This window comes from Streptacidiphilus sp. PAMC 29251, assembly GCF_054208735.2.
Window position 1 is genome coordinate 8,616,961 of record NZ_CM135725.2, and the last position, 25,693, is coordinate 8,642,653.

At 71.6% G+C, this 25,693-nt stretch carries 22 protein-coding genes and 2 pseudogenes; 13 read left to right on the plus strand and 11 right to left on the minus strand.

The features are described from left to right. Positions 1 to 6: 6 nt before the first annotated feature. The 3 genes from ACXKR8_RS40805 to ACXKR8_RS40815 all read left to right on the plus strand — a co-directional run bounded on the left by ACXKR8_RS40805 (position 7) and on the right by ACXKR8_RS40815 (position 2,417). A complete protein-coding gene (locus tag ACXKR8_RS40805) occupies positions 7 to 768 on the plus strand; it encodes an enoyl-CoA hydratase family protein (protein WP_458269559.1) in 762 nt (253 codons plus the stop codon). Next, a complete protein-coding gene (locus tag ACXKR8_RS40810; protein WP_458269560.1) occupies positions 765 to 1,274 on the plus strand; it encodes an NUDIX hydrolase in 510 nt (169 codons plus the stop codon). The genes ACXKR8_RS40805 and ACXKR8_RS40810 overlap by 4 nt, the downstream gene beginning before the upstream one ends. A gap of 336 nt (positions 1,275 to 1,610) precedes the next feature. Next, entirely contained in the window at positions 1,611 to 2,417 is an 807-nt protein-coding gene (locus ACXKR8_RS40815) for an acyltransferase (protein ID WP_462100051.1), read from the plus strand. 112 nt (positions 2,418 to 2,529) lie between these two features. Here ACXKR8_RS40815 and ACXKR8_RS40820 read toward each other — a convergent pair whose 3' ends face one another. Then, entirely contained in the window at positions 2,530 to 2,862 is a 333-nt protein-coding gene (locus tag ACXKR8_RS40820) for an EthD domain-containing protein (protein WP_458269562.1), read from the minus strand. 68 nt (positions 2,863 to 2,930) lie between these two features. Between ACXKR8_RS40820 and ACXKR8_RS40825 the strand changes: the two genes are divergently transcribed. Beyond that, positions 2,931 to 3,512: a TetR/AcrR family transcriptional regulator gene (locus ACXKR8_RS40825; protein WP_458269563.1), complete on the plus strand. Its 582-nt coding sequence runs from the start codon at positions 2,931 to 2,933 to the stop codon at positions 3,510 to 3,512. 44 nt (positions 3,513 to 3,556) lie between these two features. On the opposite strand, the gene ACXKR8_RS40830 is transcribed toward ACXKR8_RS40825, so the two are convergent. After that, the gene (locus ACXKR8_RS40830) at positions 3,557 to 4,825 is read right to left on the minus strand and encodes an MFS transporter (RefSeq protein WP_458269564.1); all 1,269 of its coding nucleotides are present in this window, start codon (positions 4,823 to 4,825) and stop codon (positions 3,557 to 3,559) included. Here ACXKR8_RS40830 and ACXKR8_RS40835 point away from each other — a divergent pair. Further along, a complete protein-coding gene (locus tag ACXKR8_RS40835) occupies positions 4,816 to 6,021 on the plus strand; it encodes an ROK family protein (protein ID WP_458269565.1) in 1,206 nt (401 codons plus the stop codon). The genes ACXKR8_RS40830 and ACXKR8_RS40835 overlap by 10 nt on opposite strands. Here the strand turns inward: ACXKR8_RS40835 and ACXKR8_RS40840 are convergent. Next, complete coding sequence (locus ACXKR8_RS40840) at positions 6,008 to 6,841, minus strand: GNAT family N-acetyltransferase (RefSeq protein WP_458269566.1); 834 nt, start codon at positions 6,839 to 6,841, stop codon at positions 6,008 to 6,010. The two genes, ACXKR8_RS40835 and ACXKR8_RS40840, sit on opposite strands and share 14 nt — an antisense overlap. Before the next feature lie 210 nt (positions 6,842 to 7,051). Between ACXKR8_RS40840 and ACXKR8_RS40845 the strand changes: the two genes are divergently transcribed. After that, entirely contained in the window at positions 7,052 to 7,375 is a 324-nt protein-coding gene (locus ACXKR8_RS40845; protein ID WP_458269567.1) for an SHOCT domain-containing protein, read from the plus strand. Here ACXKR8_RS40845 and ACXKR8_RS40850 read toward each other — a convergent pair. Then, on the minus strand, positions 7,330 to 7,917 hold the full coding sequence (locus ACXKR8_RS40850) for an ATP-binding protein (protein ID WP_458269568.1): 588 nt from the start codon (positions 7,915 to 7,917) through the stop codon (positions 7,330 to 7,332). The two genes, ACXKR8_RS40845 and ACXKR8_RS40850, sit on opposite strands and share 46 nt — an antisense overlap. Positions 7,918 to 8,207: 290 nt before the next feature. Between ACXKR8_RS40850 and ACXKR8_RS40855 the strand changes: the two genes are divergently transcribed. The 5 genes from ACXKR8_RS40855 (at position 8,208) to ACXKR8_RS40875 (ending at position 11,536) form a co-directional block, all read left to right on the plus strand. Then, the gene (locus ACXKR8_RS40855) at positions 8,208 to 9,323 is read left to right on the plus strand and encodes a PLP-dependent cysteine synthase family protein (RefSeq protein WP_458269569.1); all 1,116 of its coding nucleotides are present in this window, start codon (positions 8,208 to 8,210) and stop codon (positions 9,321 to 9,323) included. Between the two features lie 7 nt (positions 9,324 to 9,330). Further along, positions 9,331 to 9,675, plus strand: a complete 345-nt coding sequence (locus ACXKR8_RS40860; protein ID WP_462100052.1) for a TetR/AcrR family transcriptional regulator — start codon at positions 9,331 to 9,333, stop codon at positions 9,673 to 9,675. Beyond that, positions 9,672 to 9,974 carry a TetR/AcrR family transcriptional regulator gene (locus ACXKR8_RS40865; RefSeq protein ID WP_462100722.1) on the plus strand — a complete coding sequence of 101 codons (303 nt, stop codon included), beginning with the start codon at positions 9,672 to 9,674 and terminating at the stop codon, positions 9,972 to 9,974. The genes ACXKR8_RS40860 and ACXKR8_RS40865 overlap by 4 nt, the downstream gene beginning before the upstream one ends. Before the next feature lie 75 nt (positions 9,975 to 10,049). Continuing rightward, the gene (locus tag ACXKR8_RS40870) at positions 10,050 to 10,802 is read left to right on the plus strand and encodes an ABC transporter ATP-binding protein (RefSeq protein ID WP_458269571.1); all 753 of its coding nucleotides are present in this window, start codon (positions 10,050 to 10,052) and stop codon (positions 10,800 to 10,802) included. Continuing rightward, positions 10,799 to 11,536, plus strand: a complete 738-nt coding sequence (locus ACXKR8_RS40875; RefSeq protein ID WP_458269572.1) for an ABC transporter permease — start codon at positions 10,799 to 10,801, stop codon at positions 11,534 to 11,536. The genes ACXKR8_RS40870 and ACXKR8_RS40875 overlap by 4 nt, the downstream gene beginning before the upstream one ends. A 63-nt stretch (positions 11,537 to 11,599) precedes the next feature. On the opposite strand, the gene ACXKR8_RS40880 is transcribed toward ACXKR8_RS40875, so the two are convergent. Further along, the gene (locus ACXKR8_RS40880) at positions 11,600 to 12,094 is read right to left on the minus strand and encodes an SRPBCC family protein (RefSeq protein ID WP_458269573.1); all 495 of its coding nucleotides are present in this window, start codon (positions 12,092 to 12,094) and stop codon (positions 11,600 to 11,602) included. 91 nt (positions 12,095 to 12,185) lie between these two features. Then, positions 12,186 to 13,019, minus strand: coding sequence for a DeoR/GlpR family DNA-binding transcription regulator (locus tag ACXKR8_RS40885; protein ID WP_458269574.1), 834 nt, complete (start codon positions 13,017 to 13,019; stop codon positions 12,186 to 12,188). A gap of 218 nt (positions 13,020 to 13,237) precedes the next feature. Here ACXKR8_RS40885 and ACXKR8_RS40890 point away from each other — a divergent pair, with 218 nt between their 5' ends. Next, positions 13,238 to 15,637: a hypothetical protein gene (locus tag ACXKR8_RS40890; protein ID WP_458269575.1), complete on the plus strand. Its 2,400-nt coding sequence runs from the start codon at positions 13,238 to 13,240 to the stop codon at positions 15,635 to 15,637. A 63-nt stretch (positions 15,638 to 15,700) separates the two neighbouring features. Here ACXKR8_RS40890 and ACXKR8_RS40895 read toward each other — a convergent pair. From ACXKR8_RS40895 to ACXKR8_RS40915, 5 genes and pseudogenes are all read right to left on the minus strand, one after another. Next, positions 15,701 to 18,147: pseudogene (locus tag ACXKR8_RS40895) on the minus strand (right-handed parallel beta-helix repeat-containing protein); the annotation flags it as partial. A 143-nt stretch (positions 18,148 to 18,290) separates the two neighbouring features. Then, positions 18,291 to 19,145: an MOSC domain-containing protein gene (locus ACXKR8_RS40900; protein WP_458269577.1), complete on the minus strand. Its 855-nt coding sequence runs from the start codon at positions 19,143 to 19,145 to the stop codon at positions 18,291 to 18,293. A gap of 159 nt (positions 19,146 to 19,304) precedes the next feature. Further along, complete coding sequence (locus ACXKR8_RS40905) at positions 19,305 to 19,790, minus strand: DUF6643 family protein (protein WP_458269578.1); 486 nt, start codon at positions 19,788 to 19,790, stop codon at positions 19,305 to 19,307. 285 nt (positions 19,791 to 20,075) lie between these two features. Then, positions 20,076 to 20,968, minus strand: a pseudogene (locus tag ACXKR8_RS40910) (PAC2 family protein); the annotation flags it as partial. Positions 20,969 to 21,059: 91 nt separating this feature from the next. Further along, positions 21,060 to 22,052, minus strand: coding sequence for a glycoside hydrolase family 18 protein (locus tag ACXKR8_RS40915; RefSeq protein WP_458269580.1), 993 nt, complete (start codon positions 22,050 to 22,052; stop codon positions 21,060 to 21,062). A 128-nt stretch (positions 22,053 to 22,180) separates the two neighbouring features. On the opposite strand from ACXKR8_RS40915, the gene metH reads away from it, so the two are divergent. Next, positions 22,181 to 25,678 carry a methionine synthase gene (gene metH / locus ACXKR8_RS40920; RefSeq protein WP_458269581.1) on the plus strand — a complete coding sequence of 1,166 codons (3,498 nt, stop codon included), beginning with the start codon at positions 22,181 to 22,183 and terminating at the stop codon, positions 25,676 to 25,678. The last annotated feature ends 15 nt before the right edge of the window (positions 25,679 to 25,693 follow it).

The window sequence follows — 25,693 nt, forward strand, 5'->3', positions numbered from 1 at the left end:
CCTGCCATGGAGCCCCCACTTGTCCGCTACCAGGTCGACCGGGCCGTTGCCACCCTCACCCTGGACTCCCCACGCAACCGCAACGCCCTCTCCTCCACCCTCACCGCCCAACTGCAGCAACACCTCGCCGAGGCCGCGAAAGACCCCACCGTCCGCGCAGTAGTACTGACCCACACCGGCGGCACCTTCTGCGCCGGCGCGGACCTCTCCGAGGCCACCACCGGAGACCCCACGGCCAACCCCCGCCGCCTGGTCGCCGTCATGCGCGCCGTGATCGAGCTGCCCAAGCCGGTCATCGCCCAGGTGGACGGCCACGTCCGGGCCGGCGGCCTGGGCCTGCTCGGCGCCTGCGACCTGGCCCTGGCCGGCCCCAGCTCGACCTTCGCCTTCACCGAGGTACGCCTCGGCCTCGCCCCCGCCGCGATCTCGCTCGCCCTGCTGCCCCGCCTGGACCCCCGCGGCGCGGCCCGCTGGTACCTCACCGGCTCGGTCTTCGACGCCGCCGAAGCCCACCATATCGGCCTGCTCACCCAAGCCCCCCAAGACACCTCCCAGGCCCTCACCCCCCTCCTGGACGCCCTCCGCCTGGCGTCCCCCCAGGGCCTCGCCGAGACCAAACGCCTGGTCACCGCCGAGGTCCTCCGCACCTTCGAACGCGACGGCGAATCCATGGTGGCCCAGTCCGCCCTCCTCTTCGGCTCCACCGAAGCCCGCGAGGGCATGCTCGCCTTCCTGGAACGCAGGCCCCCGCTCTGGGCCGAACAATGACGGTCCTCACCACCCTCACCGTCCCCTGGATCCCGCTCCAACACCGCATGGACGTGGTGCTCACCCCCCACCTCCCCGAGGCCTACTCCGTCACCACCGCCTTCGTCCTCGCCCTGGACGCCGACCACCGCACCCTCCTCACCCACGTGAACCGCCCCAACCGCGGCTGGGAAATCCCCGGCGGCCACCTGGACCCAGGAGAGTCACCCCTGGCCGCCGCCGTCCGAGAACTGGCCGAAGAATCAGGCCTCTCCGTGGACCCAAAGGACCTCACCCTCCTAGGCGGCCTGCAAATCACCCTGGCAGCACCCCCACCCCCCACCTACACGTACCCGGCCCAGGCCTTCATGGCCTACTACGCCCTGCGCCTCCCCACCCGAGGCGCGGCAACCACCCCCCACCCCACCTCCGAATGCACCGAAGCCGCCTGGGTCGACAGCGCCCAACTCGACCACCACTGCCCAACCGCCCCCTGGCGCCCCCTCCACGCGACCCTCACCCGCTGAAGCCACGGCGAACTCAACCCCGCTTTTTCCCCACCCCCGCACGGGAGGGGGTGGGACGGGGCGGGGTGGTCGCGGCAGGGGCCGTCAAAGCGAGAAACGGGTGCAATCGGCGAAATAAAGGCACCTCGACTAAAAGCACCCGTTTCGCAGCAGGCCCCAGAGCGACTTCCCCGACCCGGCCCGCCCCCGCCCCCGCGCACAAACCCGCGCCGCAGGCAAACCCCAGGCCAGCGCAGCGCCCCGCGCCGCAGGCAAACCCCAGGCCAGCGCAGCGCCCCGCGCCGCAGGCAAACCCCCACCTCCCACAAAGATCAACCCTCCAGCTACCGTCTACCCATGCCAACCCTCGCCGAGAAGCTCCGCGCCACCACCCGCCGAGCCACGACCACCCTGGTCCACCGCGGCTGGCAGTGGATCCAGGACACCGGCGCGGTCAGCGCCGCCCGCCCCGGCCGCTACCGCTTCGGCGCCCTCGGCGAGTGCACCCGCCTCACCTTCCCCCTCGGCTCGGTCTTCAACGAGCAGTGGATCCGCCTGGGCAGCCACTGCATCATCGGCGAGGGCGTCTCCCTCTCCGCAGGCTTCCTCCCCGGCCTCGACCTCGGCCCCGACCCGATCATCACCATCGGCAGCGGCTGCGTCATCGGCCGCGACAGCCACATCGTCGGCCATCACTCGATCACCATCGCCGACGACGTCTGGACCGGCCCCCGGGTCTACATCACCGACGAGAACCACTCCTACGACGATCCGAACCTGCCCATCGGCAAGCAGTGGCCCCGCAACGAGGCGGTCTCCATCGGCGCCGGCAGCTGGATCGGCACCGGCGCGGTGATCCTCCCGGGCGCCACCCTGGGCCGAAACGTCGTCGTCGCCGCCAACGCGGTGGTCCGCGGGACCGTCCCGGACCACAGCATCGTCGCCGGCGCCCCCGCCCGCGTCGTCCGCCGCTACACCCCCACCGAGGGCTGGCAGCCCCCCATCCGCACGACGCCCCCCAAGCCCATCCCGCCAGGCATCACCCACGAGGAACTGGTAGCCCTCATCGGCTGGAACCTCCACCCCCCCAAAGAAAACCCCACCCCCACCCCCCAAAACCAAACTCCCACCCCACACCCCCACAACCAAACCCCCACCACCTAACGAAGGGTCATGGGAATACGACTGGTCCCGGCTTCGCCCCGTAGCAGAACGACCGGACCGACCAGTCGATCTGACGGACCGACAGCGGGATCGGCTGGAGCCGTTACGCTCCCTAGACCAACTGCACCCTGCGGTCCAGAACGGCCGAGTGAATACCGACGGACGTCTCCCGCATATAGGCACCCCGCCGTTCATGTGCCTTCTGGAATTCCTCCGTCGCGAGGGCCTCGCGCATCCCCTCCTCCGACTCAAAGCCGATCCGCACAATCGCGTCGATCGGCTCCTCCTCCCCGTCCGCCGCGAGGTCCGTTAGGTAGTACTGCACGTACTCCTTGACCTGGGGAAGCGCCACGTACGTCGGTCCGTACTCCAGTTCCATGAATCGACGGAAGTCCTCCGTGGAAACTTCCGGGCGCTTCCTGATCACCGTCATCAGCCTGAGCATGCTGCCGCCACCACCTTCCTGAACACCTGTTCATTGCACGCTACCATGAACAGGTGTTCAATGAACCGGTGACCAAGACAGACAACCGCGACCGCGACCTACGCTCCGAACTCGTAGCCGCCGCGATCGCCATGCTGGCGCAGCCCCAAGCGGTAGCGGTTCCTTCGCTGCGCTCGATCGCCCGGACCTGCGGCGTCGCCCCCTCGGCCGTGTACTGGCACTTCCCCTCCGAAGCGGACCTGCGCTCCGCCGTGCTCGACACCGAATACGCCTCACTGGTCGAAGCGGTCGAGTCGGCCCTCGACGCCACGGACGACCCCGCCGATCACCTAATCGTCGCTGGCGACGCCTACATCGCCTGGGGTATGGCCCACCCCGGCGCCTACCAGCTCCTGTTCGAGAGCAGTGACGCACTGCCGGAGACCAGAGCCGCGCACGGCCCCCGCCTCCAGGCGCGCATCGTGGAACTCGCCCGGCTCGTCGACCCGGACGCACCCTTCGCCTCCGCACTCCTGCTGTGGTCGGCCTGGCACGGTGTCGTCTCCCTCCGGCTCCACAAGAACGAGTGGGACTGGGGAATGACCGCGCAGGAAGCGAACCGCCGACTGATCCAGGCGCTGACGCAAAGAAAGGGACTTGACGGCCTGTAGGAACCCTAAAAGGGACTTGACGGCCTGTAGGAACCCTAGGAGTCCTAGGAACCCTGAGAACCCCCCGAAGCCCTCCGCACCGCCAGCGCAGCGACCCCCGCCAGCCCCGCCAGCACCGCCACCGAGAGCAGCGCCCGCGGCAACCCCACCCCCTGCGCCAGGAACCCGATGATCGGAGGTCCCAGCACCATCCCCCCGTACCCGAGGATCGACGCGGTCGCCACCCCCTTCGGCCCACTCATCGCACCGGCTTGATCGATCGCCAGCGGAAATATGTTGGCCAACCCCAGCCCCACCAGCAGGAACCCGCCCAGCGCCAGCGGCAGCCACGGGCTGAGCGCGGTGACCAGCATCCCCCCGCAGGCGACCCCGGCCCCGGTGACCAGTACCCGGGTGGCCCCGAACCGCTCCACCAGCCGGGTACCGCTGAGCCGTCCCGTGGTCATCGCCAACGAGTACGCGGCGAACCCCGCCGCCGCGACCGAAGCCGTGGCATGCAGGTCCGAACTCAGATGCAGCGTCCCCCAGTCGGCGAGCGCCCCTTCCCCATAGGCGTCGCACAACGCGACCAGCCCCAACAGAACAACCAGAAAACCCGCCCCCCGCATCCCGGGCCCGCCCCCGCCCCCGGCCGCCCTCACGTCCCCCGCCACAGGCTGCTCCGCAGGCCCCACCCGATGCCGCATCAGCGGCACCCCTGTCACCGCCGTCACCACCAGCCCGAACACCGCCAGCAGCCCCAGATGCTGAGCCGCCGTCAACTCCCCGGCCAGCAGCCCGCCCAGACTCGCCCCGACCAACCCGCCCATGCTGTAGGCCGCGTGGAAAGCCGGCATGACGGGCCGTCGGATCGACGCCACCAGGTCGACCGCCGCGCTGTTGATGCCGACGTTCATCGCCCCGTACCCGGCCCCGAACAACAGCAGCACCCCGCCCAGCGCCACCACCGAATGCGCCTGGGCCGGCAGCGCCACCGACGCGCACAGCACCACGGCCGAAACCAGGATCACCGGATGGTTCCCGTAGCGCACACACAGCCGGCCCACCGGCCCCATCACCACCACCGCGCCCACCGACACACACAGCAGTGCCAGCCCCAGCTGCCCGGCCGAGGCCTGCACATCCGCCTTCACCGCCGGGATCCGCACCACCCACCCCGCGAACAGGAACCCGTCCAGCGCGAAGAACGAGGTGAGCGCATAACGTGCCGGGGTCCAAGCCGAGATCGACCCACCCCCCGCGGTAGAAGAAGCCATACCGACATCTGTTTTGTTTATTTGCGGCACAAACTCATAATAGAAGCGTGCAGTCAACCCACACAAGTCCCGATCGGGGCCGCGCCGCCCTGGGCCCGGCCCTCGCCCTGGTCCACACCGGCGCCGCGCCCACCCGCTCGGTGCTCACCGGCGCCCTCGGCGTCACCCGGGCCACCGCCGGAGCCATCACCGGCGAGCTCCAGGCCCTGCGCTTGATCACGGTGGACGCCAGACCGGCCGGCGGAACCAGGGGCAGACCCTCGCACCGCCTCGCCGTCGACCCGTCAGGCCCGGTCGTGCTGGCCGCGCAGATCCACGCCGACGGCTTCAGCATCGCCCTGGCCACCCTCGGCGGCGTGCTCGACCGCCCCGAGGACTTCCCCCTCCCCAGCCCCGCCACACCCGAACGCGTCCTACACGCCGTGGTCGCCGAAGCCGCCCGCAGAATCGCCGCCGACCCGCGCCGCTGCGTCGGCCTGGGCCTGGCCCTGCCGACCCCGGTGGCCCTGCCCGAGCGGATCGCCGTCGCCGCGATGTACCTGGACTGGCCCTCTGGCACGCCGGTCGGCGAACTGCTGGAACAAGAAGCAGCCAAAGCCGCCCTCCGCATCCCCGTCGACCTCGCCAATGACGCCAACCTGGCCGCCCTCGCCGAGCACCGGCACGGCGCGGGCCGCGGCGCCAAGCACCTGCTCTATGTGACCTCCGGCCACGCCGGGGTCGGTGGCGCGCTGGTGGTGGACGGCAGGCTGCACACCGGCAGCGCCGGCCTCGCACTTGAGGTCGGCCAGGTCACCGTCGATCCCGACGGACGCCGCTGCCCCTGCGGCAACCGGGGCTGCCTGGACGTGGAGGCCGACCCGCCCGCGCTGCTCGCCGCCGCCGGGCGCGAACCCGATCCCGCCCGCCCGCTGCTCGACCAGGCCGCCGAGGTCCTGGCCGAGTCCGCCGCCGGACACCCCCGGGCCAGGGCCGCGGTCGAACACGTCACCGACCGGCTCGGCCTGGGCATCGCCGCCGTGATCAACATCCTCAACCCGGACCGGGTGGTCCTCGGCGCGTTCCACAGCTCCCTGCTCGCCGCGGTCCCGGACCGACTGACCCGGGTCGTCGCCGAGCGCTCCTACTGGGGCCGCAGCGGCCGGATCCCGATCGCCGCCGCCGAACTGGACCGCTCCGAACTGGCCGGCGCCGCCGAACTCGCCTGGGCCCCGGTCCTCGCCGACCCCCTCGCCGCACTCACCTCTCGGTAGCATCCGCTCCACGCAGATACGGAGTAGTCGTACTCAGCACCGCGAACCCCAACCGCTCCAGAATCGGCCGACTCTGATCGGAGGCGTCGACCTGCAGATACCGATACCCGCGCTCGGCCGCGATCCGGGCCCGATGGGCGATCAACGCCCGGTAGATCCCTTTGCCGCGCCAGCCGGGCGCGGTCCCACCGCCCCACAGGCTGGCGAAATCAGTCCCGGTATGCAGTTCCATCCGAGCCGCGCACACCGGCTCGTCCCCGGCCATGGCCACGACCGCGACGACACGGTCAGGGTCCCCAGTCAGCTGAGCCAGCAGCCGATTGCGGAACCGAGCGACGTCCTCCTCGAACGCCAACGTGTGCACCCGCGCCACCAGATCCACCCCCTCGGCGTCCGTCACCGGCACCAGTCGCACCCCCTCCGGCAGCAGCACCGGCTCCGCCGCCTGCCGCGCCACCTCGGCGACCAGCAAGGTCTCCTGCGGCTCGGGGACGAACCCGGCGGCCAGCAACCGGGCGCCGAGGTCGGCCGGCCGGTCGTGCCCGTAGAGCTTCCACTCCACTTCGAGCCCCAGCCCGGCGAAGTACGCCGCCTGCTCGGCGATCACCGCGTCGGCGGAGCCGGCGTCCAGGTCCGACCAGACCACCCCGTTCCAGTCGTCCACCGACCCGACCTGCCGCACCACCGCGCCCACACCGCTGCCGCCCGCCCCGCTGCCGCCCGCCCCGCCCACTCGCTCGACCCGGGCGCCGGGACTCTCGGGCCGCAGGCCCTCACGCATCTGGCGGTCGAAGACCGCACGTACCTCATCGTTGTCCATTCCAGCCATCCCACCACCGGCCAAGCGGAACCAGCAACACCATTTCGGCGGGCCGGAAGCACGCACCGGAGGCGCGCATCGGAAGTACCGCCGCCCCCCGCCCCGTACCCCCACGGGAGCAGCCCGGAAGCCCGCCCCCGCACGATGCCCGCAGGGCCCTACGCGAGGGATTCTCGACACCAGTAAGTCCCACCACAACCCGAGGAGCGCATGATGCACACAACCCTGCTGGCGGACGGCTGGCACGGCGGCCCCGGGCCGTGGATCCTGCTGGTGCCGCTGTTCTGGATCGCCGTCGCGGTGTTCCTCCGCAAGGTGGTCTTCCACGGCCGCGGCCGGCACTGGGACCACGGCGAGCACCAGGGGCGCAACCGTGGCCCCTGGGCCGCCGCCGGCTACGGACGGCAGGCCCCGGCGCCGTCGCCGATCGACACCCTCAACCGCCGCTACGCGGAGGGCCAGATCGACGAACTCGAGTACCGCGAGCGCTACGACCTGCTCAACACCGCAGCCGAAACGAACTCATCGAGCTGATCCGCCGGCTCATCGGGGTCCGCCGACCAGGCCAACCGCAACGGCCGAGCCCCAGCCCCCTCCGCAACGACCCCGGCCTCCGCCGCAGCGACCTCGACCTCGACCACGTCGTCATCGGGCTCGGCCGGAACGACCTCCGCGGCGAACACGGGATCAGCCTGCAAGGCGAACCACACCACCTTGCCGCCGTCCTCGACGGCCTCCGCGCCCCACTCCTTGCTGACCGCGGCGACGAGCGCGAGCCCGCGACCGCTGATCTCGTCCTCCCCCGGCTGCAGCAGCCGGGGGAGCGTCGTCCCGCTGTCATGGACCTCGCAGCGGAGCGACCCGTCGGAACAGGTCAGTCGCAGCACGCAGTCCGTGCCCGGGCCGACGTGACGATGCACGTTGGCGAGCAGTTCGGTGACGCCGAGGACGGTCAGGTCGACCAGTTCGGCGAGATTCCAGTGCCGCAGATGCGCGGCGACGATTCGGCGGACCACGGTCAGTCGCCGGGGTTCCGCGGTGAGGTGCAATTCGTAGTGACGGTCCGACTCATTCACGCGTCGACTCCTCCGCCTTCGCTGGAGACCGACTCCGCGCCTGCTCTGGAAACTGCGCAGAGTTACCACGTGGCTACGTTCCGAGATATCTACAGGGTCACCCCGACGCGGCACTTGCGCAACGCGTGGGCGATCCGGGTCCATGCTGCACGTTCGACCGCCGGAGCGTAACCGTCCGGGCACGTTGGGTTGCGGAACATGCGCCGCCGTATGGCATATTCCAAAGATTTATGGGGAATGGAGGGCGGTTACGATGCGCCGAGACGCAGGTTTGGCGAGGAAATACAGGAATGCGGCGGAAAGTAGCCATGAGAACCATCGATGTGGACCGCAGTGACGCCGACTACCGGATGTGGCTGAAAGAAGCGGTGCGAAAGGTCCAGGCGGACGCCAATCGCTCCGCCGACACCCATCTGCTGCGCTTTCCGCTCCCGGAGGAGTGGGGCATCGACCTGTACCTCAAGGACGAGTCCACCCATCCGACCGGCAGCCTGAAGCACCGGCTGGCCCGTTCGCTGTTCCTCTACGCGCTGTGCAACGGCTGGGTGCGGCCGGGCCGGCCGGTGGTGGAGGCGTCCAGCGGGTCGACCGCCGTCTCCGAGGCGTACTTCGCGAAACTCATCGGCGTCCCTTTCGTCGCGGTCATGCCGCGCACCACCAGCTGCGAGAAGATCAGTCTGATCGAGGCCCAGGGCGGCAGCTGCCACCTGGTCGACGACACCCGGACGCTGTACGCGGAGTCGGCCCGGCTCGCCGAGGAGGCCGGCGGGCACTACATGGACCAGTTCACCTACGCCGAGCGGGCTACCGACTGGCGCGGCAACAACAACATCGCCGAGTCGATCTACGCTCAACTCCGGCTGGAGCGCTTCCCCGTTCCGACCTGGATCGTCGCCACGGCCGGCACCGGCGGCACCTCGGCCACGCTGGCCCGCTACGTCCACTACACCCAGGTCGACACCAGGATCTGTGTCGCGGACCCGGAGAACTCCTGTTTCTTTGACGGCTGGGTCACCGGCGACAGCGCGGTCACCTGCGACAAGGGCTCCAGGATCGAGGGCATCGGACGGCCCAGGATGGAGCCCAGCTTCATCCCCGGCGCGATCGACCGGATGATGAAGGTCCCGGACGCCGCCTCGATCGCCTCGCTCCGCGCGCTGGCCGCGGTGATGGGCCGCAAGCCCGGCGGTTCCACCGGGACCGGGCTGTGGAGCGCCTTCAAGATCATCTCTGAGATGCTGGCCGCCGGCGAGCACGGCAGCGTGGTCGGCCTGATCTGCGACCCTGGCGACCGCTACCTCGACAAGTACTACTCCGACGACTGGCTCGCCGCCCAGGGCCTGGACATCGCCCCCGCCGCCGCCGTCATCGAGCGCTTCCTGGCCACCGGCGCCTGGACCGGATAATGGCGGGGTGACCCCAGCCCCCGCCTCCGCCGCACCAGAGCCCCAGCCTCAACAGTCCCCACCCACGACGGCCCGCAAGGTCGGCCGCCGCCCGGGCGGCGCGGACACCCGCGGCGCGGTACTGGCGGCGGCCCGGGCGGAGTTCGCGGCGCACGGCTACGAGAAGGCCAGCATGCGCGGCATCGCCCGGGTGGCCGGGGTGGACCCGGCCCTGCTGCACCACTACTTCGGCAGCAAGGACCGGCTGTTCCTGGCGGTGATCGACTTTCCGCTGGACCCCAGGACCGTGGCCGAGCAGATCGTCGCGGGGAGCGGAGCGGCACCGGCGAGCGGATCGCCCGCTTCGCGCTGACCCTCTGGGACGACCAGGGCGTCCGCGACCGCCTGCTCGCGGTGCTGCGCGGCGCGGCCGGCAGCGAGGAGATCGCGGCGATGCTCCGGGGCTTCGTGCTCCGAGAACTGGTCGGACGGATCGCCGAGGGCCTGGACCTGCCGCAGCCGGAGCTCCGGGTGGAGCTGGCGATCTCCCAGCTCATCGGGCTGGCGATGGCCCGCTATGTGATCGCGGTGGAGCCGGTCGCCTCCGCCTCGGCGGAGGAACTGGTCCCGCTGCTGGCCCCCACCCTCCAGCGGTATCTGATCGGCGACTGAAAGCCCCGCGCGACAGCCCGGCCCCATACCCTCCGATCCTTGACAGCGGCATCCGCGCCCCCTGAAACTCATCACATGATGAATTCTAAGGCGGGCCACCAGCCCGCCGTCTCGGTGCACGGCCTGCGCGTGGTCCGCGGCGGCCGCACCGTCCTGCACGAGCTGGACCTCGACGTCCCGGCCGGCTCCGTCACCGGCCTGCTCGGTCCCAGCGGCTGCGGCAAGACCACCCTGCTCCGCTCCGTGGTCGGGGTGCAGCGGATCTCGGCCGGCACGGTCACCGTCCTCGGCGAACCCGCCGGCCGGGCCGGCCTGCGCTCGCGGGTCGGCTATGTCACCCAGGCCCCCTCCGTCTACACCGACCTCACCGTCGGTGAGAACCTCCGCTACTTCGCCGACATCCTCGGCGCGCCCAGGACCGATCCGGCCCGGGTGGCCGAGCAGGTCGGTCTCGGCGACCGGATCGACCAGGCGGTCGGCAGCCTCTCCGGCGGCCAGCGGGCCCGGGTCTCGCTCGCGGCAGCGCTGCTCGGCGCGCCGGAACTGCTGATCCTGGACGAGCCCACGGTCGGCCTGGACCCGGTGCTGCGGCGCGACCTGTGGGACCTCTTCCACCAGCTCGCCGCGACCGGCACCACCCTGCTGATCAGCAGTCACGTCATGGACGAGGCCACCCGCTGCACCCGGCTGCTGCTGATGCGCGAGGGCCGGCTGCTCGCCGACGACACGCCCGCGGCGCTGCTCGCCGCCACCGGGACCAGCGACGTCGAGGCGGCCTTCCTGCAGCTCGTCGGCGCGAACGCCGACAACGACGGGACCGCCCGATGAGCCTGCGCCGCACCCTCGCCACCGCCCGCCGGGTCCTCGCCCAGCTACGCCACGATCCCCGCACGCTGGCCCTGCTGCTGGTCGTCCCCTGCGTCCTGCTGGTCCTGCTCAAGTACGTCTTCGACGGCGAGCCTCAGGTGTTCGACCGGATCGGGGCGCCGCTGCTGGGGATCTTCCCGATGATCGTGATGTTCCTGGTCGCCTCCGTCGCGACCCTGCGCGAGCGCACCAGTGGCACCCTGGAGCGGCTGCTCACCATGCCGCTGGCCAAGGCCGACCTGCTGCTCGGCTACGCCCTCGCCTTCGGCCTGGTCGCGCTGGTCCAGGCCGCCGCGGTGTTCGGCCTCACCATCGGGCTGCTCGGCCTGCACATCGCCGGGCCCTCCTGGCTGCTGTTCACCGTGGCGCTCGCGGACGGCCTGCTCGGCACCGCCCTCGGCCTGTTCCTCTCGGCCTTCGCCGCCACCGAGTTCCAGGCGGTGCAGTTCCTCCCGGCCTTCCTGTTCCCGCAACTGCTGCTGTGCGGGCTGTTCGCGCCCCGGGACTCCATGAGCGGCTTCCTGCACGCCGTCTCCGACGTGCTCCCGATGTCCTACGCGGTGGACGCCATGAACAGGCTCACCGGCGACTCCGGCGTCAGCGGCCCGGTCCTGGTCGACCTCGGAGTCGTCGTCGGCTGCGTCCTGCTGGCCCTGGCCCTCGGCGCAGCCACCCTCCGCCGCCGCACCGCCTGAGCCCCGCGCCGCGACCGACCCCACGCCGCGACCGACCCCTGCACAGCGACCGACCCGGAGCCCTCAGCCGGTCCCCGCGCAGCGGGAGTCGAGTCGGGTGACGGCGGTGCGGACGGAGCGGGCGATGCCCGGGCGGGACAGCCGGGCCGCGGCGCGGACGGTCAGCGCGGCGTCGATCGCGATGGTGAACCGCAGCACGGTGCCGCCGTCGGGGGAGGGGGCGAGCAGCCACTCCTCCATCCAGGCCAGCACCCCGGGGATGGTGGTCTGCTCCACCCGGTAGACGAAGCGGTCCGGCTCGTCCCAGACGACGACGCTCTCCACGAAGCGCGCGCCCCCGCGCAGGGTCACCGCCCGTCCTGCCCCCACCCCGTGCGGGGGCGGCCCGGTGTAGGCGGCCGAGCGCAGCGCGGTGAACCAGAGCGGCCAGGTGGAGGGGTCCGCGGTGAGCTCCCGGAACACCTCGCTCGGCTTGGCCCGGAGCTGGGACACAAAGACCAGTCGGGTCGGCGCCCGCTCCAGGAACTCAGCGGTCACCGGACGCAGTCGCTTCGCCATGGGCACCCCGTGCACGGTCGTCGCAATGGTTCACAGCAATGGTTAGCAGCAACGGTTAACAGTAAAGGGGTGCAGTCTAGTTGAGGGACTGTCAGTCGGACAGAGGGGGCCCCGGCACGGTCCCGGCGATGATGACCTCGCGGACCTGCTCCGATACCGCCGAGCGGATCTCCAGCGGCAGGCCGACATCGGTGACCAGGGTGTCGACCTCGTTGAGCGAGGCGAAGGTGGACAGGCCGACGGTGCCCCACTTGGTGTGGTCGGCGACCGCCACCACCCGCCGCGCGGAGGCGACGAAGCTGCGGTTGGTCTCGGCCTCGGCCAGGTTCGGGGTGGACAGTCCGGCCTCCAGCGAGATGCCGTGCGAGCCCAGGAACAGCAGGTCGAAGTGCAGCGAGCGGATCGCCCGGTCCGCGATCGGCCCCACCAGCGAGTCGGAGGGGGTGCGCACCCCGCCGGTCAGCACCACCGTGGCCGCCTGGGCCGGGGCCGTGCCGTGCCGCAGCGCGTTCTCGAAGACGTCGGCGACCCGGACCGAGTTGGTCACGATGGTCAGGCCCTCGACCTGCAGCAGATGGTGCGCCAGGGCGTAGGTGGTGGTGCCGCCGGAGAGGGCCAGCGCGCTGCCGGGGGTGACCAGCCGGGCGGCCTCCCTGGCGATGTCCTCCTTGGCGGTCAGCTCCAGCGCCGACTTCGCCTCGAAGCCCGGCTCATGGGTGCTGGCCTCCAGCACCGGCACGGCCCCGCCGTGCACCTTCTCCACCATGCCCTGCCTGGCCAGCGCGTCCAGATCCCGACGGACCGTCATGTCGGAGACGTTCAGCCGCCGGGTCAGCTCATTGACGCGCACGCCGCCGCGCCGCCGTACTTCGTCCAGGATCAGGGCACGCCGCTGCTCCGCCAGGAGATTGCTGTTCTCGGCCACCCGTGTGCTGCCTTTCCACGCCGCTGCTTCGGGGGCCATCCTCGCACGCCGCCACCACCCGGACCATGTGGATCCGGCTGCGCACCGGCCGGGAACGCGAGAGCATGCCTCCGTTGCCGGTGCGCCGGTCCCTGCGCGGGTACTGGTGCGGATAGCGCTAGCAGCAACGGCGGGGCCGGCGGGGCGTCGAGCAGCGGGTCGAGCACAGGGGGACGGGCATGCAGCAGAAGCAGAGCAGCGGCACAGCGGCCGAGGCGCCGGGGGCGGGACCGGCCCTGGCCCTGGAACTGCTGGTCCACGGCGTCGGCGGGACCACCCCACAGGACATGCTGGCCGATCCGCACCTGGTCCAGCTCACCGGTGACGCCGTGGCCGGAACCTATCGTCGCTGGCCCGACCGCGACGCCGAGCAGCACCCCGAGGACCACCGGGACGGCGCGGTCGAGGAGGCGTACTCCTGGGCCGGGCTGACCTCGGGCTCGGCCGGCCGGGCGCTGTGGCTGCTGCTGCTCCCCTTCATGTTCGCGAACCTCGCTCACTGGATGCGTCCGGCGGCCCCGCGCACCGCCCGCGCCCAGGGCCTCTACGACATCGTGGTGCGGGTCGTCGCCGCCAGCCTGACCGTGCTGCTCACCGCCGCCGCCTGCGAGGCCGCGCTCGACCTCACCGCCTGGCAGTGCGCGGGCACCGCGGCCTGTGCGGCGCACCACAGCTGGCTGGGCTTCCTCTCCGCCGCCAGGGGCGAGTGGTGGAGCGAGCCGGGACGCCGGCTGGCCCTCGCCGCCGTGGTCCCGCTGGCCCTGGTCGGCGTGCTCTGGTGGCTCTCCCACCTCACCTGGACCAGCTACGAGGCCCAGCGGCCCGCCGACTCCCCGGACAGCCGCAGGGAGGACGTGGCGCCGATGGAGATGCCCGGCTTCTGGTACGGGATGCGGCTGGTGCGCCGGCTGCGGATGATCCATGTCGCGGTCGGGATGCTCACCATCGCCCTGGCGGTGCTGCTGCCCGCCCTGCGCCACGACCGCTCGGCCGGCGGCACGCTCGCGGTCCTGGGCTGGATCCTGGTCGGCGCGGTCGCCGTCCTCGCCGCGGGGGTGGTCTCCGCCCTCGCCCGCAGCAGCCGCCGGGAGACCACGCAGGACAACCGCCCCGACTCGCTGGTCCTGCGCGGCCTGCACTGGGCCTCGCTGGCCCTGCTGGTCCTGGTCGCGGTGTACGCGGGCTGGGCCCGGCCCGGCTGGCAGTCCAGCGGCCGGCTGCCCGGCGCGGGCGGCGTCTTCACCGTGCTCTGCCTGCTGCAGCTCGCCCTGGTGCTGCTGCTCGTGGTCGCCTCGCTGCTGCTGCGGGCGAAGGGCAGGGGCGAGCCTGCCAAGGTCGCGGAAACCCCGGTGGTCATCCCCGGCCCCCGCCACGCCAACGGCGAGAGCGGCGACAACGCCAACAGCGAAGCCCCCGCCGACACCGCCTTCGGCGGCCCGGACGGCCCTGCGCTGCTCGGTCTGGCCGGGCCGGCCACCGCGATGCTCGGCATCGGCCTCGGCAATCTGTTCACGGCCGGCGCCACGGTCTGGGCCGCGCAGTGGCTGATGGGCAAGGGCACCCTCGGGGTCACCCTGCCCGGACCACCGCTGCTGCTGATCTGGCACAGCAGCGGGATCCCGGTGCTGGCCGCGCTGCTCCTGCTGCCGCTGCTCGTGATCGCGCTGCGGATGGTGCGTCAGAAGCGGGCCTTCAGGGCCCAGGTGAACGCCGCCTACCGGACCGGCGAGCACAGCTCGCCGACCAGGACCGGGCAGATCGCCGGAGCCCTGGCCAAGGCCGGGCTGACCGATGGCGCACCGCTGCTGATCGGGGCCATCGCCGCGCTGGCCTTCCTGCTGGCCCTGGGCGCGGTGGTCGGGGCGCTGGTCAGCGGCCGTACCCCGGCCCTCGCCGCCGACGGCGGACCTACCCTGATCGGCTATGCCGCGACCACGCTGCAGTCGGTCGGCGGCTGGCTGGTCGGCATGTTCGTGCTGGCGCTGGTGGCGGTCGGCCGGGCCGCCTACCAGCAGATCGCCACCCGGCGCACGGTCGGCGTGTTCTGGGACATCGGCACCTTCTGGCCGCGCGCCGCGCACCCGTTCGCGCCCCCCTGCTACGCCGAGCGCGCCGTCCCCGACCTGCACTGGCGGATCCGCACCTGGCTGCACCAGGACCCGGAGCGGCGGCTGGTGCTCTCCGGGCACTCCCAGGGCACCGTGCTCGCCGCCGCCGCGGTCTGGCAGCTCGACGCCGAGACCAGGGCCAGGGTCGCCCTGCTCACCTACGGCTGCCCGCTGCGCCGCCTCTACGGGCGCTTCTTCCCGGGCTTCATGGGTCCTGACGACCTGGTCCGGCTGCACCAGGACGCCCCGTACTGGCGCAATCTGTTCCGGGTCACCGACCCGATCGGCGGTCCGGTCCGGGTGGCGGTGCCGCCCGGCGAGCAGCCGGTGGACGCCCCGGCGCTGACCGACCCGCTGGTCTACGACCGGGACGAGCAGCACCCGCTGCCGGTCCCGATCTACGCCCACTCCGACTACCGGGCCGACCCGCGCTTCATCGCTGAGCGAGACGTCCTGTTGGGTCAGCTCTGACGGCCGGGTCGGCGCCGACCGCGTCGGCCTGACCGTGCCCGCGCCGACCGTGCCCGCGCGGACCGGGAGGTCCTCCGGGATGAGCAACTGCAGCTGCTCCGTGGTCAGGTCGGCGACCTGTGCCAGCCGCACCGCGTGCCGCTCGATCATGGTCTCGAAGACCTGGCGGGCGGTGCGGCCGTTGCCGAAGGAGGGCCCACGGGGGAGCACCTCGTAGTGCTCCAGCAGGGCCGCCGCGGTGTCGTCGGCCAGCTCGTACTCGTGCTCCTGGGCCTGCCGCCTGGTGATCTCCAGCAGCTCGGGCGCGGAGTAGTCGGCGAAGGTGACGGTGCGTGAGAAGCGGGAGGCCACGCCGGGGTTGGAGGCGAGGAAGCGCTCCATCTCGGCGGTGTAGCCGGCCACGATGACCACCACCTCGTCGCGGTGGTCCTCCATCAGCTTGACCAGGGTGTCGATGGCCTCCCGGCCGAAGTCCCGGCCGCCGTCCTCCGGGGCCAGGGCGTAGGCCTCGTCGATGAACAGCACCCCGCCCAGCGAGCGCTGGAACACCTCGGAGGTGCGCTGCGCGGTCGAGCCGACGTGCTCGCCGACCAGGTCGAGCCGGGCCACCTCGACCAGGTGGCCGCGCTGGAGCACGCCCAGCGCCGCCAGGATCTCGCCGTAGAGTCGGGCCACCGTGGTCTTGCCGGTGCCGGGGGAGCCGGTGAAGACCAGGTGACGGCGCAGCGAGGGGCCTTCAGCCCGGCCTGCTGCCGCCTGCGGCCCACCGAGATCAGGTCGATCAGAGTGCGGACCTCCTGCTTCACCGTGTCCAGGCCGATCAGCGAGTCCAGCTCGGCCAGCGACTCCTCGGCCGGACGGCAGTCGGGCAGCGGCGCGATCGTCGCCGAGCGCGGCTCCGGCACCCGCGGCGGGACGGCGGCCCCGGCTCCGGCGGCGGCCGAAGCGCCGGCCTGCGCCGGGACGGCGTCGCGCCAGGCCGAGGCGGTGGAGCTGGTGGCCCGGACCGGCTCGGCGGCGGGGGCGGGCACCGGGTGCTTCACATCGTCGGAGACGCAGCTGTCGACTACCGGTCCCGGCTCGGAGAACTCAAAGCCGCCGCGGGCGTTCTGCTCGGCCCGGCAGCGGGTCAGCACGGTCCGGCAGCCGTCGATCACATGGAAGCCGAAGCCCTTCCCCTGGGTCGCGGTGCAGTCCTCGAAGGTGCCGCGGCCGCTGGTCGAGACGTAGAACGCGGCCTCGCTGCTGCCGCGCACCCCGCACTCGCGGAGCACCGGGTCGGCGCCCTTGGTGACGATCGCCCCGGTCGCCACGTCGGCGATCTCGCAGCCGGTGAGCAGGCCGCCGCTGTCGTGGTCGCGGAACCACAGGCCGACGTTGGCGTCCTGGATCCGGCCCCGGTCCATCCGCAGCGACGCGCCGCCGCTCACCGACACCGCGGTCTTCCTGACCTGGGTGAAGGAGCAGCCGACGGCCTCCGCCGCCGAACCCCGGTCCAGCACGAAGAGGGCGTCCGGGACGTCGTGGATCCTGCAGTCGGTGAGCTTCACCAGGGCGCCGTCGATCACCCAGACGGCGGGGTAGTCACCGGTGCTGTCGCGGATCTCGCAGTCGACCGCCTCGGCGGCCGAGCCCGCGTCCCAGACCGACAGGCCGTTCTTGCCGAAGGAGCGCAGCATGGTCCGCTCCAGCAGCAGGGTGGAGCGTCCGCGCAGGTCGGCGCCGTTCTCCGGGACGTCGTGGATCCGGCTGCCGACCAGTTCCAGCCGGGCCTCGCTGTCCAGGGCGAGGCCGTTGTCGGTCACCCGGTGCACCGCGCAGTCGGTCAGCCGACCGTGGGAGCGGTCCTCGGCCTGGATGCCGTTGCCGTTGATCTCGTAGAACTCGCAGCCGACCGCGTCCACCGCGCTGCCCTCGCCGGTCAGCACCAGCCCGGCGCCGGTGGCGTGGTGCACCCGGCAGCGCTCCAGCCGCGCGGTGGCCCCGCTGCGGACCACCACCCCGGTCTGTCCTGCGGCGATCACCTCGCACTCCTCGAACAGCGCGGCCGAGCCGTCGGCGACCCGGATGCCCAGGCCGCCGGGGTTGTCGACGGTGCAGCGGCGGACCGCGAAGGGTCCCGTGCCGCCGCGCACCTCGATGCCCACCGAGGACCTGGTGACGATCCGGCAGTCGGTCAGCTCTCCGGCGGTGGCGCCGGCATCGATCAGCACGGCCGGGGCGGAGCCGTCCTGGCTCTCCAGCACCAGCCCCTCGACCGTGGCCGGGGCCAGCAGGGTCAGCGCGGTGCCGGTGGCCGGCTCGATCCGCACGGTTCCCGGGCCTTCCCCGGCCCGGACCGTCAGCTGCTTGTCGAGGACCACGTTCTCCCGGAACACCCCGGGACCTATGGTCACCGTGTCCCCGGGCTCGGCCGCCGCCAGCGCCTCGGTCATCGTCGTGTACTCGCCGGAGCGCCGCCGCCATCGGGAAGCTCCGTCCAGCGTCACCCTAACCACGCCTGCTCCCATGGTGATTCGCTGCCCCCAGCTTCCTTGTGCTGCCCCGCCCACGCTACTGCCTGCGGCACCCGCCCGCGCGCCTCTCCCTTCCCAACGAGCCATCGGGCCCTCCCGTCACTCGACCCCTCACCCGACCCTGTCACTCGACCCTGTCACTCGGACCCGGGGACCGGCCCGGATCGAGGCTGGGGGACAGGCCCGGACTCCAGCACGGTGACCCGGTCGCCGACCCGTACCTCGCCCAGCGGGCCGACCGGGGTCATCTGCATCCCGAAGGCCAGGTCGTCCCCGAACCTGCGGTGCCGGGCCAGCGCCCGCAGCGGCTCGGGGCCGCGTCTGGCGCCGGTCGCCGGGTCCAGGGTGGTGATCACGCAGCGTCCGCACTGCTGGTCGACCCGGAACTCGGTGCCGCCCACCCGGATCCGCTTCCAGCCGGTCTCGGCCCAGGCCTCGGCGCCCTCCACCACGAAGTTGCTGCGGAACCGGCCCATCGGCAGCGGCGCCCCCTTGACCGGGTCGTCCGGGTGGTCCGCCGCGATCAGCGCGTTCAGCGCCGCGAGTGAGGCGGTCGAGGTGAGCAGCAGCGGATAGCCGTCGGCGAGGCTGGTGGCCACCTTCATCGGCCGCCGCTCGGCCTTGTCCTGGAAGGCCAGCCGCAGCTCGGTGCCGAGCACCGCGCTGAACCAGGCCGCGGCCTCGTCCCCGGCGTCCACGATCTCGAAGGCGAGGCCGAACAGGGTCACCGGCAGCAGCGGGCCGCCGTGCGGCTCGTCCACGGTGAGGGTGCCCGCGCCGGGCGCGGTGACGGACAGGGTGCCGGGCACCGGGATGACGGCGCCGATCTGGCCCAGCCGCGGATCCTCCCGCTGGGACACCATCTTCCCGTTGGCGTCCACCAGCATCCAGCGCCGGTCGCCCGCCAGGCCCCAGGGCTCGACCTGGACCCTGGTCAGCGGGACGGGGGCCAGGGACTTCACCGGATGGACGCGCAGGTCGACGAGCAGCATGCGCCCATGGTGCCAGTCGTTTCACCGGAAAATAATTCCGGTCATTGATCCGATCAATGACCCGATCAATGAATCAGGCAATAAGCAGGGGCCGGTCAGCACATGGCTGACCGGCCCCGATGACCTGCTCGACTTCCCCCCGAGTGGTCCCAAGCAGACTTAGAACCCCTGGTAGCCACCCCGCTGCTGCTGCGGCGGGTACTGCTCCTGGTACTGCACCGGGCGCAGCGGCGCGACGGGCGCCACCGGGCGCTGGTACGCCGGGTTGGGCTGCGGCGGCGTCCCGTACTGCTCCGGGTAGCGCTGCGGCGGCACGGCGGCCTGCTGCGGGAACGCCTGGGGGAACGACTGCGGGAAGGCCGGCGGCGTGTACTGGGCGTACTGCGGCTGCTGCGGCTGGCCGTAGTTCGGGCTGCTCGGGCCGGGGCCCAGCGCCAGTCGCTGCACCGGCATGGCCGGCGCGCTGCTGTAGCCCGGGTCGTAGCGGAAGCCGGGGTCGTAGGCCGGCGGCAGGGCCGACGGCACATTGATCGGGGCGATCTGTGGCACCCCCCGCTCAGCCACCAGGCTGTCGTAGATCGGGGTGTCCGAAGCGAAGGACGGGGCGTAGTAGCCAACTCCGTCGTAGGCGCGAGGGGAGGTCATGACGCATACGGTAAGCCCACAATGTGCCTGCTGAGGAGAGTGGAACGGCAGGTAGTTCGTGTGTTCTCAGCAGCTCATGATCGACCAAACGGTCGAAAGTATGAAAAACGGTCAGATCACACCACGGGCGTGTCAGCAGCTCATACACCATCTTCACTGAACCTTAATAGAACGGAAGTTCAGCAAAGGGGCAGGCCGGGGCACGCCGGACAGGCCCGGCCGTTCACCCGAACAGGCGGGCGCGGGCCGTAGGCCCGCGCCCGGCGTGTGGGATCCCCGTCAGTCCCCGGAATCGCCTTCGCTGGCCTTTCCCGGGCCGGTCTCGTGCCGCGGCGGCTGATTGTCCCGGCGCTTGAGATAGCGCTCGAACTCCCGCGCGATGGCCTCGCCCGAGGCCTCCGGCAGCTCGGCCGTGTCCTTGGCCTCCTCCAACTGCTGCACGTACTCCGCGACCTCGCTGTCCTCGGCGGCGAGCTGGTCCACCCCGAGCTGCCAGGCCCGGGAGTCGTCCGGCAGCTCACCCAGCGGGATCCGCACGTCGAGCAGGTCCTCGACCTTGTTCAGCAGGGCCAGCGTCGCCTTGGGGTTCGGCGGCTGCGCCACATAGTGCGGTACCGCCGCCCAGAAGGTCACCGCGGGGATCCCCGCGTGCGCGCAGGCCTCCTGGAGCACCCCGACGATCCCGGTCGGGCCCTCGTACTTGCTCTCCTCCAGATCCAGCGTGGTCGCCAGATCACCGTCCGAGGTGACCCCGCTGACCGGAACCGGGCGGGTGTGCGGAGTGTCCCCGAGCAGCGCGCCCAGGATCACCACCATCTCCACGCCGAGTTCGTGGGCGAACCCGAGCAGTTCCTGGCAGAACGACCGCCAGCGCATGCTGGGCTCGATCCCCGGATCAGCACGATGTCGCGCGTTTTCGGCTCGGTCACCCGCACCACCGACAGCCTCGTCGTCGGCCAGGTGATCCGGCGTACCCCCTCGTCCATCCACACGGTCGGACGGTTGACCTGGAAGTCGTAGTAGTCCTCCGCGTCGAGCGCCGCGAAGATCTTGCCCTCCCAGATCTCGTCCAGATGTGCCACCGCGGACGACGCAGCGTCGCCCGCGTCGTTCCAGCCCTCGAACGCGGCCACCATGACCGGGTCGATGAGCTCGGGCATGTCCTCGAGCTCGATCACCCAGGGCCTCCCTCCACGCGTGCCGTGGAACGGCGAGTTCCACGGACTGTAAGTGCCCAAGCCTACGGCGAACCATGCCGTCGCCGGGTTCTCAGCTCGCCCAGTCGCGGTGGTAGGCCGCCCAGTCCGCCGCCGTGGCGGTGAAGTCCACGTACACCGCGACGCCGAACTTGGTCCGGCCCTCGTCGCCCAGCCGCACCCCGCGGATCGCGGCGGCCATGGTCTCGGCCGAGCCGTGGTGGCCCATGGTCGACTCGGTGTACGCCGGGAGCCCGATCAGCAGGTCCACCGAGGCCGGGACGGACTGCTGCGCCAGCCGGGTCTGCTGCTCGATGTAGCCGGTGAACAGGCTCGGGGTCGGCATCCCGCTGTCGTAGGCCATCACCGCCACCTGGTCGACCCGGTCGGCCACCTGGGCGAGATAGTCGGCGGACCACCACTTCGGATGGCCTGCCAGCGCCCCGACCAGGTGCGCCCCCGGCACCGGCTCGGTCTGCGGGACGGAGACCGAGAGCACCCCGCCGCGCTCGGTGGTCAGCGCATGGGCCCTGGCCAGGATGTCCAGGAAGTGCGGATCGCCGGTGTGCACCGGTTCCAGGTCGACGTGCACCCCGTCGAACCCGGCGGCCAGGACCTGCCCGACCGAGGCCTCGACCCGGTCGGTCGAGGCCGCCAGGTTCAGCCCGGGGCCCTCGTCGTCCAGCACCTGGCCCAGCCAGGCCTGCACCCTGACCCCGGGGATCGCCTTGTGCAGCGCCCCGATCACCCAGCCGGCGTCCGGGTAGAGGGTCGGGTCCAGCGAGCCGTCGAACCGCAGCGGACCGGTGTGCACGAACAGGTCGCGCACTCCGCCGCCCTGCAGCTGCCGCGCCAGCGCGTCCACGTCGGCCTGGGTCTTCTCCCCGTCCACCCAGGCATGGCCCAGCCACACCGCGTCACCGCCCCGGGACCTGGCGTCCGCGCGCGGGCTCCCCAGCGAGTCCACCCAGAACCCGCCGGTCAGGCCGCTCACCGCGCCGATGACCGCGAGCAGCAGCACGCTCACCAGACGCAGGGACCACCGGCGCCACTGCCGAAACTTCATGCACGTGCCTCCCTCGCCTTCCCTGGGACTCGACCAGGGCCTGATCGGTTCCCGGGCGGACGCTCTAAGCTAGGCATCGCGCCTACAAGCGCACCGTCGACAGCCGTCGCACCCAGGGAGCCAGCAGCATGACGACCACCCAGCAATCCCGCGCCACAGCCCTTCGAGAGGCCCTGGCCACCAGGGTGGTGGTCGCCGACGGCGCCATGGGCACGATGCTGCAGGCCCAGGACCCGACCATGGACGACTTCCAGGGGCTCGAGGGCTGCAACGAGATCCTCAACGTGACCCGCCCGGACATCGTCCGCGGCGTGCACCAGGAGTACTTCGCGGTGGGCGTCGACTGCGTGGAGACCAACACCTTCGGCACCAACCTCTCCGCACTGGGGGAGTACGACATCCCCGAGCGGATCTTCGAGCTGGCCGAGGCCGGGGCCAGGATCGCCCGCGGGGTCGCCGACGAGTTCGAGGCCGCGGACGGCCGCCCGCGCTGGGTGCTGGGCTCGATCGGCCCCGGCACCAAGCTGCCGTCGCTGGGTCACCTGCCCTACGCGGACCTCAAGGAGGGCTTCCGGCTGAACGCCGCGGGTCTGATCGCGGGCGGCGCCGACGCGCTGCTGGTGGAGACGAGCCAGGACCTGCTGCAGACCAAGGCGGCGACGCTGGGCGCGAAGCAGGCGCTGCGCGAGTCGGGTGTGGACCTGCCGGTGATCGTGCAGGTGACCGTGGAGACCACCGGCACCATGCTGCTGGGCTCGGAGATCGGTGCGGCGTTGACCGCGCTGGAGCCGTTGGGGGTCGACCTGGTCGGGTTGAACTGTGCCACCGGGCCCGCCGAGATGAGCGAGCATCTGCGTTATCTGGCGAAGAACGCCCGGGTGGGCCTGTCCTGCATGCCGAACGCGGGCCTGCCGGTGCTGACGAAGGACGGGGCGCACTATCCGCTGAGCCCGGTCGAGCTGGCCGACGCGCACGAGGTGTTCACCCGTGAGTACGGCATCGGTCTGGTCGGCGGCTGCTGCGGTACCACCCCCGAGCACCTGCGCCAGGTGGTCGAGCGGGTGCAGGGGCAGCCGGTGGCCGGGCGCGAGCCCAGGCCGGAGGCCTCGGCCTCCTCGCTCTACCAGTCGGTGCCGTTCCGTCAGGACACCGCCTATCTGGCGATCGGTGAGCGCACCAACTCCAACGGCTCGCGCAAGTTCCGCGACGCGATGCTGGCCGCGGACTGGCAGGGCTGTGTGGAGATCGCCCGGGAGCAGATCCGTGAGGGCGCGCACCTGCTGGACCTGTGCGTGGACTACGTGGGCCGGGACGGCGTGCAGGACATGAGGAAGCTGGCGGCGCTGCTGGCGACCGCCTCGACCCTGCCGATCGTGCTGGACTCCACCGAGCCGCAGGTGCTGCAGGCCGGTCTGGAGATGCTGGGCGGCCGGGCGGTGCTGAACTCGGTGAACTTCGAGGACGGCGACGGCGACGATTCGCGCTACGGGCGGATCGCGGCGCTGGCGCGGGAGCACGGTGCGGCGCTGATCGCGCTGACGATCGATGAGGACGGGCAGGCGCGGACCCGGGAGAAGAAGGTCGAGGTGGCCGAGCGGCTGATTGCCGACCTGTGGACCCGGTTCGGTATCGAGGAGTCCTCGATCCTGGTCGACTGCCTGGCCTTCACCCTGGGCACCGGGCAGGAGGAGTCGCGCAGGGACGGCATCGAGACGATCGAGGCGATCCGTGAGCTGAAGCGGCGTCACCCGGCGGTGCAGACCACGCTGGGCCTGTCCAACATCTCCTTCGGCCTCAATCCGGCGGCCCGGATGGTGCTGAACTCGGTGTTCCTGAACGAGTGCGTGGAGGCGGGGCTGGACTCGGCGATCGTGCACGCCGCGAAGATCCTGCCGATGGCCCGGATCCCGGAGGAGCAGCGCCGGGTCGCCCTGGACCTGGTCTACGACCGGCGGCGGCCCGAGAACGGCGACACCCCGGCCTACGACCCGTTGCAGAGCTTCCTGCAGCTGTTCGAGGGCGTCAGTGCTGCATCCGTGCGGGCGGGCAAGGCCGAGGAGTTGGCGGCGCTGCCGTTGGAGGAGCGGTTGCAGCGGCGGATCGTGGACGGTGAGCGCAAGGGCCTGGAGGCGGATCTGGACGAGGCGCTGGGTGTGATGCCGGCGTTGGAGATCGTCAACAAGGTGCTGTTGGAGGGCATGAAGACGGTCGGTGAGTTGTTCGGTTCGGGTCAGATGCAGTTGCCGTTCGTGCTGCAGTCCGCTGAGGTGATGAAGGGTGCGGTGGCGTATCTGGAGCCGCACATGGAGAAGTCGGACGACCAGGGCAAGGGCACCATCGTGCTGGCCACGGTCAAGGGCGACGTCCATGACATCGGCAAGAACCTGGTCGACATCATTCTGACGAACAACGGCTACACGGTGGTGAACCTGGGGATCAAGCAGCCGGTCTCGGCGATCCTGGAGGCTGCGCAGGAGCACCGTGCGGATGTGATCGGGATGTCGGGGCTGCTGGTGAAGTCCACGGTGATCATGAAGGAGAACCTGCAGGAGCTGAACCAGCGCGGGATGGCGGCCGACTTCCCGGTGATGCTCGGCGGCGCCGCTTTGACCCGGGCCTATGTCGAGCAGGACCTGCACGAGATCTACCAGGGCGAGGTCCGCTACGCGCGTGACGCGTTCGAGGGCCTGCGGCTGATGGACGCCCTGATCGGGGTCAAGCGCGGGGTGCCCGGCGCGGTCCTGCCGGAGCTGAAGCAGCGCCGGCACGCCAGGGTCGAGGTCGAGGAGCCGGCCGAGAGCACCACCCGCTCCGAGGTGGCCACCGACAACCAGGTGCCCTCGCCGCCGTTCTGGGGGGACCGGGTGGTCAAGGGCATCGGGTTCGGCGACTACGCCTCCTGGCTGGACGAGGACGCGCTGTTCAAGGGCCAGTGGGGGCTGAAGGCCGCCCGCGCGGGCGGCCCGTCGTACGAGGAGCTGGTGGAGAGCGAGGGGCGGCCGCGGCTGCGGATGTGGATGGACCGGCTGCAGACCGAGGGCCTGCTGGAGGCGGCCGTGGTCTACGGCTACTACCCGGCCGTCGCCCAGGGCAACAGCCTGGTGCTGCTGGGTGAGGACGGCGGGGAGCGGACCCGGTTCACCTTCCCGCGCCAGCGCCGCGGCCGCCGGCTGTGTTTGGCGGACTTCTTCCGTCCCGAGGAGTCGGGGGAGAAGGACGTGGTGGCGCTGCAGATCGTGACCATGGGCAACCGGATCGGCGGGGCGACCAAGGAGCTGTTCGCGAGCAACTCCTACCGCGACTACCTGGAGCTGCACGGCCTGTCGGTGCAGCTGGCCGAGGCGCTGGCGGAGTACTGGCACGCCCGGGTCCGCGCCGAGCTGGGCTTCTCCGGGGAGGACCCCAAGGAGATGAAGGAGATGTTCGCCCTGAAGTACCGGGGCGCGCGGTTCTCGCTGGGCTACGGGGCCTGCCCCGAGCTGGAGGACCGGGCCAAGATCGCCGACCTGCTCCGGCCCGAGCGGATCGGGGTCCAGCTCTCCGAGGAGTTCCAACTGCACCCGGAGCAGTCCACCGACGCCATCGTCATCCACCACCCCGACGCCAAGTACTTCAACGCGCGTTAACCTGCGGTAATCCTG

What these genes read in the sequence shown, in the direction of transcription:
- ACXKR8_RS40880 (WP_458269573.1), bottom strand. Translation starts at nt 12,094, where the DNA reads ATGGCGAAGCGACTGCGTCCGGTGACCGCTGAGTTCCTGGAGCGGGCG.
- ACXKR8_RS40900 (WP_458269577.1), bottom strand. Translation starts at nt 19,145, where the DNA reads ATGCTGCTCGTCGACCTGCGCGTCCATCCGGTGAAGTCCCTGGCCCCC.
- ACXKR8_RS40905 (WP_458269578.1), bottom strand. Translation starts at nt 19,790, where the DNA reads ATGACCTCCCCTCGCGCCTACGACGGAGTTGGCTACTACGCCCCGTCC.
- ACXKR8_RS40870 (WP_458269571.1), top strand. Translation starts at nt 10,050, where the DNA reads ATGATGAATTCTAAGGCGGGCCACCAGCCCGCCGTCTCGGTGCACGGC.
- ACXKR8_RS40845 (WP_458269567.1), top strand. Translation starts at nt 7,052, where the DNA reads ATGATGCACACAACCCTGCTGGCGGACGGCTGGCACGGCGGCCCCGGG.
- ACXKR8_RS40840 (WP_458269566.1), bottom strand. Translation starts at nt 6,841, where the DNA reads ATGGACAACGATGAGGTACGTGCGGTCTTCGACCGCCAGATGCGTGAG.
- ACXKR8_RS40915 (WP_458269580.1), bottom strand. Translation starts at nt 22,052, where the DNA reads ATGAAGTTTCGGCAGTGGCGCCGGTGGTCCCTGCGTCTGGTGAGCGTG.
- ACXKR8_RS40810 (WP_458269560.1), top strand. Translation starts at nt 765, where the DNA reads ATGACGGTCCTCACCACCCTCACCGTCCCCTGGATCCCGCTCCAACAC.
- ACXKR8_RS40890 (WP_458269575.1), top strand. Translation starts at nt 13,238, where the DNA reads ATGCAGCAGAAGCAGAGCAGCGGCACAGCGGCCGAGGCGCCGGGGGCG.
- metH (WP_458269581.1), top strand. Translation starts at nt 22,181, where the DNA reads ATGACGACCACCCAGCAATCCCGCGCCACAGCCCTTCGAGAGGCCCTG.
- ACXKR8_RS40815 (WP_462100051.1), top strand. Translation starts at nt 1,611, where the DNA reads ATGCCAACCCTCGCCGAGAAGCTCCGCGCCACCACCCGCCGAGCCACG.
- ACXKR8_RS40875 (WP_458269572.1), top strand. Translation starts at nt 10,799, where the DNA reads ATGAGCCTGCGCCGCACCCTCGCCACCGCCCGCCGGGTCCTCGCCCAG.
- ACXKR8_RS40820 (WP_458269562.1), bottom strand. Translation starts at nt 2,862, where the DNA reads ATGCTCAGGCTGATGACGGTGATCAGGAAGCGCCCGGAAGTTTCCACG.
- ACXKR8_RS40805 (WP_458269559.1), top strand. Translation starts at nt 7, where the DNA reads ATGGAGCCCCCACTTGTCCGCTACCAGGTCGACCGGGCCGTTGCCACC.
- ACXKR8_RS40855 (WP_458269569.1), top strand. Translation starts at nt 8,208, where the DNA reads ATGCGGCGGAAAGTAGCCATGAGAACCATCGATGTGGACCGCAGTGAC.